This is a genomic window from Streptomyces sp. A18, assembly GCF_059026065.1.
Window position 1 is genome coordinate 1 of the sequence record NZ_JBWLKL010000049.1, and the last position, 15931, is coordinate 15931.

At 70.1% G+C, this 15931-nt stretch carries 14 protein-coding genes and 2 pseudogenes; 11 read left to right on the plus strand and 5 right to left on the minus strand.

What is annotated here, in order from left to right:
• The first annotated feature begins 210 nt into the window (after positions 1-210).
• The 10 genes from AC5P1C_RS38675 (at position 211) to AC5P1C_RS38720 (ending at position 13356) form a co-directional block, all read left to right on the plus strand.
• Positions 211-1137, plus strand: coding sequence for a conjugal transfer protein (locus tag AC5P1C_RS38675; RefSeq protein ID WP_493870661.1), 927 nt, complete (start codon positions 211-213; stop codon positions 1135-1137).
• A complete protein-coding gene (locus tag AC5P1C_RS38680; protein WP_493870662.1) occupies positions 1134-1466 on the plus strand; it encodes a hypothetical protein in 333 nt (110 codons plus the stop codon). Before AC5P1C_RS38675 ends, AC5P1C_RS38680 begins: the two co-directional genes overlap by 4 nt.
• Positions 1463-2086, plus strand: coding sequence for a hypothetical protein (locus AC5P1C_RS38685; protein WP_493870663.1), 624 nt, complete (start codon positions 1463-1465; stop codon positions 2084-2086). Before AC5P1C_RS38680 ends, AC5P1C_RS38685 begins: the two co-directional genes overlap by 4 nt.
• Positions 2086-4800, plus strand: coding sequence for an ATP-binding protein (locus AC5P1C_RS38690; RefSeq protein WP_493870664.1), 2715 nt, complete (start codon positions 2086-2088; stop codon positions 4798-4800). The genes AC5P1C_RS38685 and AC5P1C_RS38690 overlap by 1 nt, the downstream gene beginning before the upstream one ends.
• Positions 4800-5168, plus strand: a complete 369-nt coding sequence (locus AC5P1C_RS38695; protein WP_493870665.1) for a hypothetical protein — start codon at positions 4800-4802, stop codon at positions 5166-5168. Before AC5P1C_RS38690 ends, AC5P1C_RS38695 begins: the two co-directional genes overlap by 1 nt.
• Complete coding sequence (locus AC5P1C_RS38700; RefSeq protein WP_493870666.1) at positions 5165-8014, plus strand: hypothetical protein; 2850 nt, start codon at positions 5165-5167, stop codon at positions 8012-8014. Before AC5P1C_RS38695 ends, AC5P1C_RS38700 begins: the two co-directional genes overlap by 4 nt.
• Before the next feature lie 104 nt (positions 8015-8118).
• Positions 8119-9186 carry a C40 family peptidase gene (locus AC5P1C_RS38705; RefSeq protein ID WP_493870667.1) on the plus strand — a complete coding sequence of 356 codons (1068 nt, stop codon included), beginning with the start codon at positions 8119-8121 and terminating at the stop codon, positions 9184-9186.
• Positions 9183-9839: a hypothetical protein gene (locus AC5P1C_RS38710; RefSeq protein WP_493870668.1), complete on the plus strand. Its 657-nt coding sequence runs from the start codon at positions 9183-9185 to the stop codon at positions 9837-9839. The genes AC5P1C_RS38705 and AC5P1C_RS38710 overlap by 4 nt, the downstream gene beginning before the upstream one ends.
• On the plus strand, positions 9809-12442 hold the full coding sequence (locus tag AC5P1C_RS38715) for an ATP/GTP-binding protein (RefSeq protein WP_493870669.1): 2634 nt from the start codon (positions 9809-9811) through the stop codon (positions 12440-12442). The genes AC5P1C_RS38710 and AC5P1C_RS38715 overlap by 31 nt, the downstream gene beginning before the upstream one ends.
• Complete coding sequence (locus AC5P1C_RS38720; protein WP_493870670.1) at positions 12439-13356, plus strand: replication-relaxation family protein; 918 nt, start codon at positions 12439-12441, stop codon at positions 13354-13356. The genes AC5P1C_RS38715 and AC5P1C_RS38720 overlap by 4 nt, the downstream gene beginning before the upstream one ends.
• A gap of 59 nt (positions 13357-13415) precedes the next feature.
• Here the strand turns inward: AC5P1C_RS38720 and AC5P1C_RS38725 are convergent, their stop codons facing one another.
• The gene (locus AC5P1C_RS38725; protein ID WP_493870671.1) at positions 13416-13574 is read right to left on the minus strand and encodes a hypothetical protein; all 159 of its coding nucleotides are present in this window, start codon (positions 13572-13574) and stop codon (positions 13416-13418) included.
• A gap of 66 nt (positions 13575-13640) precedes the next feature.
• On the opposite strand from AC5P1C_RS38725, the pseudogene AC5P1C_RS38730 reads away from it, so the two are divergent.
• Positions 13641-13851: pseudogene (locus AC5P1C_RS38730) on the plus strand (transposase); the annotation flags it as partial.
• Here the strand turns inward: AC5P1C_RS38730 and AC5P1C_RS38735 are convergent.
• The 4 genes and pseudogenes from AC5P1C_RS38735 to AC5P1C_RS38750 form a co-directional block, all read right to left on the minus strand.
• Entirely contained in the window at positions 13841-14161 is a 321-nt protein-coding gene (locus AC5P1C_RS38735; protein WP_493870672.1) for a class I SAM-dependent methyltransferase, read from the minus strand. The pseudogene AC5P1C_RS38730 and the gene AC5P1C_RS38735 sit on opposite strands and share 11 nt — an antisense overlap.
• A 90-nt stretch (positions 14162-14251) precedes the next feature.
• Entirely contained in the window at positions 14252-14761 is a 510-nt protein-coding gene (locus AC5P1C_RS38740) for a P-loop NTPase family protein (protein WP_493870673.1), read from the minus strand.
• Between the two features lie 96 nt (positions 14762-14857).
• Positions 14858-15064, minus strand: coding sequence for a hypothetical protein (locus AC5P1C_RS38745; RefSeq protein ID WP_493870674.1), 207 nt, complete (start codon positions 15062-15064; stop codon positions 14858-14860).
• A pseudogene (locus AC5P1C_RS38750) lies at positions 15024-15899 on the minus strand (glycosyltransferase family protein); the annotation flags it as partial. The gene AC5P1C_RS38745 and the pseudogene AC5P1C_RS38750, both read right to left, overlap by 41 nt.
• Positions 15900-15931 lie beyond the last annotated feature (32 nt).

The window sequence follows — 15931 nt, forward strand, 5'->3', positions numbered from 1 at the left end:
CCCGCCCGCTCTATTGCTAGCGCTCACGGCGCCGGGTGGGAACAGGGCTGGCGAACCGCCTCTTCGCTTCCCATTAGCTGCTACCACCACCCCGACCACGCATTCGTGACCTGTTCGTCATCGTGGTCGGGGGTCAGTGGTCGACAGACCGGTCGGGGCTGGCGGGTTGTCTCAAGTCATCAACCCTCTGAGCCTCTCCGGGAGTCCCCCGTGTTCCGATCCAAGGCATCACCACCAGGCGCCGGGCAGCAGCCCGTTGCCGCCGGACTCGCCCTGACCCAGATGCGCCGGCGCGTCCAGTTCGGCCGCGCCGGTGTCTGGGCCTCGCTGGCGGCCGGTCCCCTCGCACTGGCCGTCGCGGTGGGCCAGCCCTCCGCCACGGTCGCGGCCGCGCCGGCACCCACCCCGCAGCGGACCACACAGACCGCTTCCGTCGCCGACCCCTCGGGCTACGTCGCCGAGTTCGTCGACGCGTGGCTGCGCAGCAGCGACGACGCGAGCAGTGCGGCATCGCGGCGTGCGCAGTCGATGGCCCCCGGCGTTCTGCTGCCCGCCCGCGATGACGATGCGCCCGCGCCGCGGCGGGTCACCCCGGTGCGCAGCGCACCGGGCAAGGGCGGGCAGTGGTCGGTGACGGTGGCTGCGCAGTACGCGGACGTAGTGCGCTACTTCGCCGTGCCAGCGATCTCCGCTGCCAGTGGCGGCTCGTTCGCCGTGACCGCGGCACCGGCTCTGGTCGCCGCGCCCGCTCCGCATCCGCTGCCCGAGTCCGCCTATGGCGTCAGCGTCGAGGAGGGACCGCTGACGACGACCGCCGGGGAGTTTTTGAGCGCGTATCTGGCCGGGCGCGGCGAGGTGGGCCGGTATCTGGCGCCGGGCGTGAAGATGTCCGCCGTCTCCCCTGCGGCCGCCGCCTCTGTGGAGGTGCAGGAGGTCTCCGCTCGTGAGGAGGCTGCGGCCGGCGAGAAGGTGGCGCGGGATGGCACGCGGGTGCATGTGCTCGTCACGGTCGAGGCCCGCGACGGATCCGGCCGCTGGCCCCTGGCCTACGAGCTCACGCTGTCCTCCCGGGGCGGCCGTTGGGAGATCGCCGCGCTCGAAGCAGGTACGAAGGTCACGGCGGGTGAGCAGCGATGAACACGCTCAACGAGATGGTGATGGCCGGAGAGTTGGCCGATCTGGGGGATTCCTGGATCGGTACGGCGAAGGACTGGGGCACCAAGGGCTTGCAGGCGGCTCTGATCGTGATCGTCGTGGTGATCATGATTCAGCGGTTCTCGCTGAAGGCCGGGATCGGCGCGCTGATCCTCATGGTGATCGCCCTTGGCCTCTACTCCTCCCGCAACGACCTGGCGGACATGTTCGAGGACGAGGTGAAGAACCCCGCCAAGGGCGCCCCCGCCTTCAACCACCCCTACCGAGACGCTGACGCCCTCACGATCCGCGGGTTGGAGGGTCGGGCGTGAGCGCGGCCGCCGCGCCCAGAACGGCGCGCTTCTACACCGCGGCGCGGCGGCATCCCTGGGTGATGGGCAAACTCGCCGACTGGCGCCTGCCGCTTGGCCCCTATAACGCCGCGCAGATCGGCTTGGCCGTCGTGGGCGGTTTCGTCCTGGTCAAGACGATGGCGGTGTGGAGCGTGCTGGGTCCTATCCCGGTCGCCCTTTGGCTGGTGGGGATCTGGCTGCTGCGCAGGCCCAAGATCGGTGGCCGCCACCCCATGTCGGCTGCGCTGGGGATGGTGGCGCTGTTTGTGCAGCCCGGCGGGGGGCGGATCGGCCAGCGTGCGGCGCGTGATCCCCGCGCCTCCCGCCTGGGCGGCGGTTTCACTCTCGAAGACTTCGCAGCCCCCGGCCCCGGCCCCTCGCCGGGGACCGCGGCGCCGACACCCTCACGCGGCCGAGCCGTCCACGCACATGAAGCCAAGCCCTCACGGCCAGTGGACCCCCTGCACGGGGAGCGATCCAAACCGACCCGACCCGCTGGAGCCCCGCAGGCGGCTGCACCGGCAGCGGCTGTGGCACCTGCAGCAGCGCTATTGGCCCAAGCCCGCCTCCATACCCAGAACCAGGAAAGGGGAGCGTGATGCGTGTTCCCATCCGGCACATCGCCGGGCACCTGCTGTGGTCCACACACGGCCACGTGTGGGCGGTCTACCGCCTGCACCCCGGCCCGGATGCCGAGGGCCGCAGCCAGGAGACCATCCCGGGCACCCATGTGCCTCCGGCCGTCCGTGACGAACTCCTGTCCAAGGTCACGCACTTGGTGCGCTCCCTGTCCGGAGCTCCGCGTCTGTTCGGGCTGTGCGCGCAGGTCGACCCGGCCGAGATCGCCTGGAGGATGGCCGACGGCCTGGAGGACGTCGACGCAGAAGAGGGCCTGACGCCCGCGGCCCGCCCCTGGGTGGAACACCTCGATGCCGCGCTCGATCTCCTGCAGGGCCAGGAGATGCACCAGCGCACCTGGTGGCTGGCCGTCCCGCTCGAGGCAGACAACCAGGGCATGAAGGCGGCAAGCGCCTTGTGGGCGGAAGTTTCCGACACTCTGGGTATGCGGGCCGCCCCGGTGACCCGCGCGGAGGTGAAGTCCTGCCGCGAGCAGGCCGGGCAGGTCGAGGCGCAGCTGGCCGGCGGTGCCTCCTTTCGTCCGGCCCGTCCCGCGGAGATCGTGTGGATGATCCAGCACGCGGTGCACCGGGGCCTGGCCGAACCGCTGCTCGGCGAGGCGACGCTCAGCGAGCTGTACGGCGGGCAGGTTCGCGGTGGACTGCTGCGCTCCCCCAGCTACGCCGATCTCGGGCAGGTCCGCCTCGAGGAAGGCGGTACCGAAACCGCCGTCGACGCGGACCAGGAAGACCAAGGCCAGGCGCGTGGCCGCGGCGCCGCGGCCGGTCGGGGGCGGTGGTGGAAGACGCGATCGGCGTCCCCGTTGCGGCGTCGTTGGCTGCAGATCGAGAACGACCAAGGAACGGGTTATCAGGCCCACCTGGCGCTGGCCGAGTGCCCGCCCGCCGTCTCGCAGGAGGCCGCAGACCTGTTCGCGCAGCTCGAAGTCCTGGACTTTCCCGTCGACTTCACCATCGATCTGACCCTGGTGCCGGCGGAGAAGGCGCGCGCCCAGGTGCAGCGCAAGAAGACCGAGCTGGTCGACCAGGCCGATCAGTACGAGGCGCGTCCCACCGGCATGCCCGCCTCCCTGCCCGATGCCGCCCGCGATCTGGGCGAGCTCGACTCACGGCTCTCGCGGACTTCGGTGGAGGTGGAGGTGCAGGCCGTCACGGCGCTGACCGTGTGGGGGCCAAGTGCGCAGCTGTGTGACGCACGGGCCCGCGCCCTGGAGAAACTGCTGGCGGGCGCCGACTACCGGGCCGTGCGCCCCGCCGGCTTGCAGGGCGACCTGTTCACGCTCGGGCTGCCCGGTGCGGTGCGGACGCATCGGCTCAAGGAGTTCACCCAGCATCAGGTCAGCGAGGACTGGGCGTTGTCGGGTGCCTTCACGCACAGCGAGGTCGGTGATCCCACCGGGATGCTGCTGGGCTTCGACCTGGACTGCGGCACCACTCGCCCCGTGCTGATCAACGTGGCCGACGCCCCCAAGCAGGATGCTTCCGCCTCGCTGGGCGTGGTGGGTGATCTGGGCTCGGGCAAGAGCGTGCTGCTGAAGTACGTCAGCCAGTCGGTCGTGGACCGGGGCGGGCGCGCCATCTGTATCGACCGCACCCCGGTCCGCGAGTGGGCGTCCTTCGCCCAGGCTGCGTCCCCGGGCCGTTGCCAGATCATCGACGCCGCCCAGGCCGCGCTGTCCATCGACCCACTGCGCCTCTTTCCGGGCGCGGAGGGCCGCCACTACGCGCTCAGCTACCTCACCCTGCAACTGGGCATCGGGCCGATGACCACCTCCGGTGAGGTCCTGCACCATGCCATCGAACAGGCCGCCCTCTCCCCCTCCCCCTCGATGAGCGGCGTGGTCGAGGTCCTGCGTCAGATGGCGGGCTCCGGGAGCGGCAAACGCCAGGACGCCGCCGCCACCCTGGCCGGACTGCTGCGCCTGGTGGAACAAAACCCGCTGGCGCGCATGGTCTTCGACCCGACACTGCCACCGGTCAGCCTGGACGGCAGCGATGCCTCGGACTTCATCGTGATCACGACGACCGGGTTGAAGCTGCCGCCCAAGCAGGCCTTTGAGCACGCCGAGATCCTGCACCAGCAACCTTTGGAGGCACTGATCGGTCGGGCGGTGCTGTATCTGATTGCGGCGATAGCCCGCCAGGCCGCCTTCTCCGCACCTGAGCGGTTCTGTGTGGTTGCCCTGGACGAGTTGTACTGGCTGACCTCGTCCGCCGAGGGCACTGCCCTGGTCCACGAGATCCTCCACGATGGCCGCAAGCACGGCGCAGGACTGGCCGCGGGCGCCCACGATGCCACCGAACTGGGCCCCGACCGCGGGCTGATGGCTTACCGGGTCCTGGCCCGGACCACCGAGCGCGAGCGGGCCCGCCGCGGCCTGGACTTCATCGGCCTTGACGCAGCCGACACCGAGCTCGTGCGGATGGTCACCTCCGGCCTGTCCCCCGTCGGGCACAAGGAACGCGCCGGTGAGGTCCTGCTGACCGGGCCGCGGCAGAACACCGGCCGCATCAAAGTCGCCATCCCCGAGATTCCCCGCATCAAGTCCCGCATCACCACCACCCCCGGCCAGCGCAGGCAGAGAACAACTGCGCCCGCTGGCGCACCGGACCTGACCAAGTCGCTGCCGACGGCTGACCCGCAGCCATGGGCCGCCGCACGAGAGGGGGCCTGATGATCAGCCGTGATTGGCAGCGCAGCCGGCGCCGCGCAGCAGCATGGCGTGCGGGAGGCGTCCTCGTGCTAGTGGCTCTCCTGCTTGCCGCACTGGCCGCAGTCCTGGCCTCGCCCGCCGCATCGCCTGCTGCCCCCGATGCCGCACGCAGCGGTGAGGCCCGCTCGCCGGCCGACACCCGGCGCGAGGCAGCCTGCACACTGATCGTCGGCCCGGCCAAGGCCTACTGCCTGCGCACCACATCCACGCCCGCGACCCCGCCGATGCCCGCCCAAGACGCGCATGCCTGGGTCCTGGTGCCGACCGCCGCCGGTCTGCTCGCCCTGGCAATCCTGCGACGCCGGTCGGGAAAGCCGGGACAACCATGATGATCTGGCGTATCAAACTCAGCCGATGGCGCGGCCGGGGACGCACCCTGCTGCACGCGCTGGCCCTGGCCGTGGTGTTTCTCATCGTCAATGCCCAGGTCGCCTACGCGGCCGACGGCGGCGCGGACATGATGGGCCCGCTGAACGTGGACAGTTCCGAAGGCGTGCCGATCAACGGCTACGAGCTCTCCGCCCAGGGCGGCTCCATCTTCGCCCTCCGGACCAACGCCTACGCCTTCATCATGAACGGGCTGTTCACGCTGCTGCGCCTGGTAGTGGGCCTGTCCTGCTGGACCATCGAATTCGCCCTGCGCTTCCCGCTGATCAAGATGCTGGCCGATCCGGCGCAGAAGCTCTCCGACACCTACACCGACATCGTCGTCGACACCCTGGGAATCAAGGGACTGCTGCTGTCCTGGGCGTTCATCTTCGGCGCCATCCTGCTGGTGCGCGGCAAGGCCGGCAAAGGCCTGGGGGAAATCGTCCTCACCCTGGTACTCGCCGCGTTCGCGGCGTCCGCGTTCGTGCGCCCGGACTATCTGCTGGGTCAGGACGGCCCGCTGGCCCAGAGCGAGCAGGCCGCCTCCGAAGTCGCCCAGATGACGGTGGACTCCTACGACTGGGGAGGCAAGATCGCCAGTGGGGACGCGGGCCCCTGCGGCGCGGGCCTGTCCGGTCCAGCTCTGGAGAAGTGTTACGCGGAAGAGAACAAGAAGCCGCACTCCGCGTCCGAGGTGGCCAAGCCCATCCAGGACTCCCTGACCAACGTGAGCGTCGTCAAGGGCTACATGCTCGTGCAGTACGGGCGGATCCTCGACCCCGCCAAGGCCTCCGACCGCAAGGCCTACGCCCTGCACCTGAAGTGGGTCTCCGGCGGATACAAACCCGACTCCGCAGCGAGCAATGCGGCACGCGAGAAGGCCGAGGAGAACTGCGAGTGGGTCAAGGGGCCGGCCCACAAGTACTGCATGCAGGACGAGAAGAACCCTTCACCCGATGGCGACCCCGTGATCAAGCCGGTCCCGCTCACCCCCGGCGACGCGCTGCTGGACGCCGCCACCCCAATCCTCAGCTCCCAGGACCAGCAGTTCGCCGCGTTCCTCAAGGAACTGGAGAAGGCCGGCCCGGTGGGCAAGTCGGCTGCCGAGTACGCCAAGGAACCCACGGGCTGGCGCACCGCCGGCGTGCTGATGCTGTTCGCCGCCGCGCTGCTGATCTCCGCGATCCCGCTGTCCGCGGCGTTCGTGCTGCTGGGCATGCAAGCCGCCGACGCCGCAGCGGCAGCGGTCGGCTCGGTGGTGCTCGTGTGGGCGATGCTGCCGGGACCCAACCGGCAGGCCGCCTGGAAGTGGCTTGCCCTGCTGGGCATTTCGGTGGCCGGCATGTTCGCGATCTGCACGTTCCTTCCCTCCTACGCCATCGGCATCGATGTGGTCCTCACCGACGGCCCCGACGTGCCGGCGGAACGGCTGTTGGCGCTCAACGCGCTGGCTCTGGCCGCGCTCGCCTTCCATCGCAGACTGCTGGCGGGCATCACTTCGGCCGGACAGCGGCTCTCCCTGCGGATGCGCTACGCGAAGATCGGCGGCACCCACCTGCCCGGCGACACCTCCGAAATCGGCGCCGCCCTGGCCGTGCATGGCAGCGGCGGCATGGGGATGACCGGCGGGTTCGGTCTGCGCTCGATGGGCGGCGGGTACGGAAGGCTTGGCACCCGTCAGCGCATCATGCGTTCGCTGGCCGCGATGACCGACGGCACCGGCATGCCGGTCGATACCGGCCGGCTGTTGGCCGATGCGGGCGCGGAGGCCTCCCGCGGGCTCGCGCCGCTCGCGCTGGCGGCCACGGGCGCCGGCATCGGCGCGCGCGGCGCGTGGGGCCTGCTGGTCGGGAAGCGCCCCGACGGCAAAGTTCTGGAGCGGCTGCGCAAGCCCACCGCGGAGGGCGACACCCCGGGCAGCGGCCCGCAGGACGCCACCGGATCCGGCCCCGGTGGCGGCACCAACGGCCCCGCAGGCCCACACGGTCCGCGCCGGGATGGACCGCCGGACCGCTACCGGGACACCGACGGCACGATCGCCAACCGCACCTCGGGCGAGACGCTCCACGACCAGAACAGCGACCGCACGCTGTTGTCCACCCGGGCCTATAACCGCCTGGTGAGGCTGCGCGGTTACCGCTTCTTGCACCGCGGCGGACGCATCGCCTACGGCGCCACCCTCGGGCTGCCCACCACGACCCGCCGGGCGCGTCAGGGAGCCTCCGAACACACTCAGGACGCCAAGCAGCAGCTGCGGGTGTGGGGCAACACCCTGCGTGAGGACGGACGGTCCTGGCGGCCCCACAGCGAGCCGTACCCTTCGGTAAGCGGTGTATCGGATGGCCGCGGCGGCACCACCTTGTCACCCTCCACCCGGGTGCTGCGCACTTCCCCAGAGGGTTCGCAGCGCGCGCCAACTCCCCCTGCGCCCCACGCTGACCCGGCGCGCCAGCCTCGCCCCGACTCCCCGGGGACAGCCCGGGGACCCGCCGCGGGCGGATCCTCCCCCGACGCCCACGCCGGGCCCGATCGCCGTGCCAGCGATCTGAACCTGGGACCTGCCGGGCCCATGCGCTACCCCCTGAGCGGCCGGGGCGCGGGGCCCGGATCGCCGACCGCCGCACCAGACCCGGCGTCCACCGATCCCGCCGAAATGCGGCGCCACGCCGAGACCGACCCCGCCGAACTGCGCCGCCGCTTCATCGAGCGCTTCGGCGGAGCCTCGGGCGAGGCCGAACGCCAGCGCGTACGCGAGGAGTTGCAACGCCGCTACGGCGATGACGCCGATGCCGGCGGTGAAAGCTGATGCGCCCCAGGCGTCTCAAACGGCCGCGTCGGCGGCGCGCGAAGTGGGGGTGCCTGCTGATCGCTCTGCTGACGGTGCTCGTCTGCGCCCTGCCCTTCGCCAGCGTGCTGTCCGCCGCCGCGCAACTCGCAGGCCGGGAGCAGGAGAGCGATATCGGCATCACCGAGGGCGGCAGCGCCGCGGGCATTCCGCCCACCATGCTCGCCGCGTACAAGAAGGCCTCGAAGCTGGTCGGCCGCCATGTCCCCAAGTGCCGGGGCATGTCCTGGCCGATCGTCGCGGGCATCGCGAAGGTCGAGTCCAACCATGCGGTGGGGCGCACCATTGCCAAGAACGGCGACATCCACAAGCCCCGGATTTTGGGGGTGTTGCTCAACGGTTCTGGTCAGGGCGGCAACACCACCACGTTCCCGGACACCGACGGCGGCAAGTGGGACGGCACCGCTCAGGGCGAGCGGGCGGTGGGGCCCTTTCAGTTCCTGCCCTCCACCTGGCAGGGCAACGGCCGTGACGGCAACGGCGACAAGGACATCGATCCGCACAACGCCTTCGACGCAGCGCTGGGCGCGGCGGTGTATCTGTGTGGCAACGGGCGCGATCTCGGGAAGTCCAGCCAGCTTAAAGCGGCGATCTTCCAGTACAACCGCTCGCAGGAGTACGTCGCCAACGTCAGCAACTGGATCGCCCAGTACCGGGCCGCGGCGAAGGGCTCGATCAAGGGCGTGGACCTGGCGGGAGTCTCGGGCAAGGCGAAGAAGGTTCTTCAGACGGCGCTCGCCCAGCGTGGCGTTCCCTACTCATGGGGCGGCGGGAACGAGCGGGGCCCCAGCACCGGTATCTGCTGCTCACCCAGCGGCAAGAGCGGCGCCGACATCAAAGGCTTCGACTGCTCAGGCCTGACCACATACGCCTTCGCCCAGGCAGGGATCCGCCTGCCACGCGTCGCCTCCGCACAGGCCGCCAAAGGCCAGCGCATCACGTCCAAAGCCTCGCTCAGGCCGGGGGACTTGGTGTTCTACGGCTACGCACCAGGTGCGGATTCGACGATCTATCACGTCGGGATCTACGTAGGAGACGGACAGATGATCAATGCCGCCCGGCCCGGCACCAAGGTCCGCATTGACCCCGTTGATGCGATGTCCGGGTTCGCGGGAGGGGCGCGGGTCCTATGACGCCGAAGATCAACAGCCCTCGACCCGTTCGGGGTGCTCCGTGGCTGCTGCTGGCCTGCACCCTGGTCCTGGCAGCCTGCGGCTATCTGCTCCTGGACAGCGGGCAGTCCCCTCATCCCGCTAGGGCCGACGGTGCCGGGCCTGTCTCCCTCCCGTACGCGCACGGCACACCTGCTACACGTCCGGCCGAGCACACCGCACCGGCCGCTCAGACGCCCTCCCCCGCCGCTTCTTCCTCCTCCCCTTCGGCGGCGATCGTGCCGCCGCGCGGCGAGGGACGCGCTGCGGACGGGCAGATCCAACACCTGCTCGAACGGGCTTGGCCTGCCGACCTCCCCCCAAGCCAGGAGCAGCAGTTGCGTCGTGATGCCGCTGTGTTGCTGCGTGCGGACGCGACCGGGGTGGGGCGTGAGCGCTTCCCGAAGGTGTTCGGCGACCGGTCGGCGAAACAGGTGGCGCCCGCGTTCATCCGCTTCCGTGTCCAGGCCGCCATCGCCCGCAAAGACACCACGACCGGCCGGGCGGTGGTGCACCTGGTGTGGGCCGCTGCCGACCGCGGCGGCACCTACACCGACGGACGCATCAGCGACCTCTACTTCCACCGCTCGAAAGGAGCAGGCCCGTGGACACCCATGTCCCCACACCGGCGATGACCGCTGATGCGTCCGACATCTACCCTGCCGCCGACGCCGCGATCAAAGTGGCGCAGTGGCTGGCCGCCCACTGGTATCTGCTCGCTATTCTCCTGGCGGCGGCCTGCGCGGCGGGGGAGTATCTGGTGCGCCGCCTGGCCGCCACGGCATCCCAGGAGCGGATGGCCCTGGAGTTCACCCCGGCCCGGCACTTCGATCCCGGACACGAGGAGATCTTCCGGCGGGGTGTGGAACTGACCCGTGCCTGCACCGCGCTGCCCTGGTGGGCGCCGCGCCGCGCCAAGACGGTGCGGATCCGCCTGCGCTCGGACGCCGCGTCGCCCTTCTCTTACCGGCTTGAGGGCCCGGCGGGCGCCACACGGTTGCTGACCACCACGCCGTTTGGGCCTGAGGTCAAGGTGTCCAAGGCGGTCCCGCTAAAGGACGCACCGCGCACTCACGAGGTGCGAGCCGAGTTCATCCTGCGCGGGAATCCCGTCGCCTCCCTGCGCGAGGTACCGCTGCAGCCCGATCCGCTGCAGCCGCTGGTCGACGCCGTCGCCGACCTGCGCGCCGACCTGGGAGACGTCGCCGAAATCTGCATCGACCTACAACGTGCACCGAAATGGGCGCTGCGCAAACGGCGCTGGCATCTCATGCACAACGCGCGGCGCACCGAGCAGCGCGAGGCGGCACGTACCTCCCGGTGGATGAACCGGGACGCCCGGCTGGACGACTCGTTGATCGGGCAGTTCCAGCAGCTGATCACGCCGGGCAATGGAGGCCAAGCCCGGGCGGGCCGGGGCATGGTCATGTCGGCGCCTCCGGTCCGCGTGGACAGGACCGAGGCGCTGGGCAAGCTGGCCGAGGACAGTCATCTGGTGCGGGTACAGATCCTGGTGCGCTGCGCCTCCGACATCGAGGGCCGCGCCCAGGCCCGCCTGGCTCGCATCCAGGCCGGCTTCGACGTCTTCGGCGGCTCCGCCCGGTGGGCGATGAGCGGCCTGCGCATTGGCCCGTGGCGCCTGGGCGCGGACCGCTGGCCCCATCGCACCCGCTTCGACCTGCGCTGGCGCACCGGGCAGTGCATGCCCCCCGCCGCTAACTGGGTGCGGCTGGATGAGCTGCTGGGGCTGCTCAAGCCCCCCACCGTGCATTGCCGGGTGCCGCTGCTCTCCGTCGACCTGCCCACCTTCGTACACGGCGACCCAGGTCTGCTGCTCCAGGGCTGGTATCGCGCCCCTGACGGCCGACGCCGGCTGGTGGCCACCCACGCCGAGCAGACGCTCTTTGAGATCGGAGTGGGAAAGGCCGGAGGCGGCAAGACCGAGCGGGCTGCCGCCCAGGCGGTCGGCTACGCGCACGCGGGCGGCGGGCTGCTGTTCATCGACCCCCACCACGACTCCTGGCGCCGCGTGGCTCCCTTCCTCGGACATCAGTCGATCATGGACCGGATCGCGCGGATCGACCTGCGTGCCAAGGGCCGCGGCCCCAACCCTCTACTCACTGCCTGGAATCCGATCGGCATGCACCACCCGGGCCGGGCCGCCTACGAGGTCGTCGAGGACGTCGTGGACTCCTTCGCCACCGCGTTCGGCTGGGACGACGCGAACGCCCCGCGCGCCATCGCCATTTTCACCCAGGCCCTGACCGTGCTGACGGCCGTCAACGAACTGGCGTGCCGGGCCAGGCGCGGCGCCGATCAGACCACGCTCTTCCACGTCCGGTCGCTTCTTACTGACGCCGAATTCCGCGCAAGCGCGCTGGCGGCCGTTGAGCAGACCCTGGACGAGGAGTCCCGCGAGTGGTGGCAGACCACTTTCCCCACCTTCCCGCCTGACGCATTCAACGTCCTGATCAATCCCCTGACCCGGCTGGCGGCCAACCCGGTCATCCGGGCCTTCCTGGGGCAACCACTCGGCGCCTACAACATCCGTACGGCCATGGACAACCGCATGATCGTGTGGGTAAGCACCGGCGGAAACGGCCCCACCGACCGCCTTCTGGTCGCCCTCCTCAACCGAGACCTGTTGCGCGCGGGACGCTCCCGCGTCGACATCCCTGAGGGCAAACGGGTTCCCTTTCGCGGCTACTTCGACGAACTCATCACGCTGGCCAGCTCCGGCGGTGACTCCATCGCCAGCATGTTTGAGGACTTCCGCAAGTACAAGATCCAGCTGCATGCGCTGACCCAGCTTCTGGCCCGGCTGCCCCTCGGGGTGCGGCAGTCGCTGGTGCAGAACGCGTCCACGCTGTCCACCACCCGCGGCTCCCGTGCCGCCATCACGCCCATCACCGAGGAATGGGGCGACAAGCCCAACGCCGCACAGGTCGCCGCCCTCGACCAGTACGACCACTACACCTCATTCACCATCGACGGCCGGACCGTCGGCCCCGTTCTCATCCACGGGCCTCATCTGGAGGAGGTCTTCGCCGAGCATTACCGGCCCGGCCGCATCGACGCACTGGAGCAGGCCGCCGACCGCAATGCCCAAGCCCTCCCCCTGGACCAGCTCAGCGCATCCGCAGCCGCCCAGCTTCAGCGTGTCTGCACCTTCCTCCGCAGGTTCGCTCCCTCAACTACCGGCGCCGTAACACTCACCAAGAACAGGAACTACCAATGACGCTGCCCGTGTCCGTCAAGCAGACCGCCTCCCCCTTCACACCCAGCCCGGCCGAAACACTGCCTCACCAGCTGCTTGCCGCACTGTCCCAGCATCGGATGGCCACCATCACCCAGCTGCATCAACTTCTGCGCCCCGTAGCCCGGCGTCAGTACGTGTCCGAAGTTTTGAACCGGATGCGCCGCGAAAGCCTCGTCGACTTCACCGTGCTTCCCAACTCCCATCGCGCCCGCGCCTGGTATCTCAGCGCTGAAGGCGCTCGCCTCACCCGGGACTGGCCACACCTCCAGGGCCGCCCGCCCTACCCGATCAATTCCGGCTCGGCCGCGTCGATGAAGACTGCGCACACCCTCACCGTGCTCCGTTCCCACCTTGCCTTCGTCACCGACGCACGCCGTCGCGGTGATGAGCACAGTCACCTGGACTGGACACCCGAGGTCTCCCACCCCCTCGGTGACGGGGAACGCGTCATCGCAGACGCCCTCATGCACTACGTCCTGCACCAGGAAGACGGCACACGCACCAAACTGCGGGCGCTGATCGAAGTCGACCGGGCCACCATGAGCTCGGAACGGCTGGCCACCAAACTCATCGACTACGCCCGCCTGCACGTCTACACACCCGCCGCCCCCGGTCGGCGCGGAGGGGGCGCCCCCGCGCCCGGGTGGCAGCGCTGGTACCCGGTGTTCCCACGAATTTTGTTCGTCCTCACCGGGGCGGGACCGCGCGCCTTGGCCAACCGGATCGAGGACCTCCAGGCCATGGCCGCCGAACACCCGGCCGTCGCACGCCTTGCCCGCAGCGCGCCGCTCGGCGCGGCTGTCCTGGAAGAGCTTGAAGTGGCCGGTCCATCGGGCCCGGTGTGGACACCACTCACGGGCAGGGGAGCCCCGCGTTCATGGACGGAACTGTGAACGCCCTGACGCTGCAGCCGGATGCGGGTACTTGGGGGGCGACGTGGTTTCCCTCTCGCCTAGCGGCCGAGGACGAGGTGTGGGTAGCCCCCGTTGACGCGGTCGCCGAGTTCCGCGCCAAGGCCCGCAATGAACTCGTCCAGCCGGTCGGTTGCGGCCTCGATGCTGTCGGCGTCGCCCTTGAATTCGAACTCGATGAAGGTCCCGAGCCCGGTCACCTAGTCGAAGGCGATGGCGATGTCACTGCTGCTGGTTAGCCATTCCTCGCGGACCTTGTCCACGACTATGTGCTGGTCAGCGGGTGCGCCTGGCGGGCTATGCCGCCGTGCTTCGGTATCTCGAAGTCGACCGCGCATCGCCGGTTCGTGATCTGGTCCCGGGCTGGGGGTCTGGGGCCGTCTGCACGAGGCCGTGTTGCACCGCCTCGATGACGCGGACCTCGTCGACGTCACCCGCGTCGTCCTCGACACCGCCCATGTCCGCGCTAAAAAAGGCAGAACGCGGCGACGACGACGTCGCTTGCCCCCTCGGGCAGGGGGAGGCCGTGGAAGTCGCCTTCGACGAAGACCACCGTGTGGTCGGGCAGGTCCGTGGCGCGCTCGCGTGCCTGGACCAGCAGGGAGGGGGCGGCGTCCAGGCCGACGACGCGCTGCGGCCGGAGCTGCTTGGCGAGGACGAGGCTGCTCGTGCCGCGACCGCAGCCGGTGTCGAGCACCAGGCCGAGCCGGTCCGGCCGGGCGTGATGGGTCTGCACCAGGCTGACGATGGTCTCGGGCACGGGGTGGCCGGCGGTCTTGGCGCGCATCAGGGCGCCGGTCCGCCCGGCAAGCCGCGAGGCATGTCCGTACAGCTCCTGCTGCCGGGCGGGGTCCAGGAACGGGCTGGGCTCGGCCGGTCAGGACTGCTCGGCGGCCACCTTCCGCAGCCAGCGTCGCTTCTGGCGCCGGTTAGCCAGCAGCACCACATCGGCACCGGAGCCGAATTCCTCGATCTTCGCCATCACGCGGGGCCGCATCTTGCGCCGGTACGTGGCGACGTACTTGATCACGCCCCAGTGGATCCGGTTGTGCACCCCGTTGCCCTTGTGCCCGGCTCCGTGCCGGATCTGCCGGGAGAAGATCCCGTACAGCGACGCCACGGTCGACACATCCATCAGGACCACCGTGTCGCAGGCTTCGAGCCGTACCTGCAGCGTCGAGTTGTAGTTGCCGTCGATCACCCACCGCGGCTGCGAGACCAGTTCGCGCTGCACGTCGGTGAACCGGTCCATGGGCAACGCGTTCCACTCGTCGTCGTAGAACGCGGCGTCCAGGTGCGTCACCGGTGCGTCGAGGATCTTGCCCAGCTCGCGGGCCACGTGGGATTTGCCGCTGCCTCCGCAGCCGACGATGGCGACCTTCTTCATGGTGCTCCAGCGTAGAGAGGTTCGGGTGGTCGGCGGACCCACCCTCCGGGACGCGCCCGAAGGATCCGCGCGCCGTGGTCGATCGAGCGGTCCGCATCAGGCAGCTCCCCGCCCGGTCGCGGTGGACTGGAGGAGGCCGTGCAGGACGGACTCCAGGGTGTTGACCTGCTTGCACAGGCCGAACAGGCGCAGCCGGTCCACGCACACGGCGATCAGGGCGGCGTGCTGCCCGGTGCCGGCGATCTCGCGCAGGTAGGAGAGGCATTCGAGCAACGTCGCTGCCGGAGCGCACGACCAGCTCATTCGGATCGAAGTGGTCGGCGAAGCGGATGCCCGCCGGGGCCAGCGGCAGGCAACCAGCGAGCACGGCCTCGAAGATGCGCTGGGTCATCTGCCCGACGGCGGCGTACCGCTCGGGCAGCATGAGCACCGTGGCCAGGGACCGGCCGTAGACGCCGGCGGCGTCCGCGAACGGGATCCGGCCCGCGAAGCGGACGTGCGGCCAGCGGCCGGTCTTCGTCCACTTCCCGGCGACCAAGTGCTCGACGTGGGCAGCGGCCGGAGCGAAGAAGCGGTCGAAGGGCTCGTCGCGGTCGTACTGGTTGCCCACGTAACCGAGCGCGAGGTCCCGAGGTTGCGCCGCGAGGGCGAGGGGATCGGCTTGGGCGAGCAGGTCTTCAACTACGGGGAAGAGCAGCGAGTGTGCGCCGGGGGTCGGGGAGAGCGCGGCCTCGCAGACGCGGGTGTGGGCCGTGCGGCGCCACACGCTCTCGGCGCGCAGGGTGCGGTCCTGTTGTAGGGTCTCGCGTTCCTTGGCACAGGCTGTACTCGCCGACCAGCGGCACTTTCGCTGTCTCAGGTCGCTGGCACAGCGCTCGGTCTCACGAACGTGGCACTTCCTCAGGGTCTCGACCGAGCCGGATGGAATCTGCGAGCAGGGAGTTGACTCGGCGCGCTGTGGGCTCAGTGGCGGAGGATGGCGCTGGCCGCCGACCGGCGGACCACGGCCCCGCAGAGGCGTGCGGCTGGCATGGCTTTCTCGATGTCCTGCGACAGCAGTTGTCGACGACCACGGCAGACGCCTGCGGCTCGAGGAAAGTCGATGTCGACGAGTTCGGGAGACGGTTGTTACGAACACTGCCCTGTAGCCAGCGCTTTGCTCACGCCGAC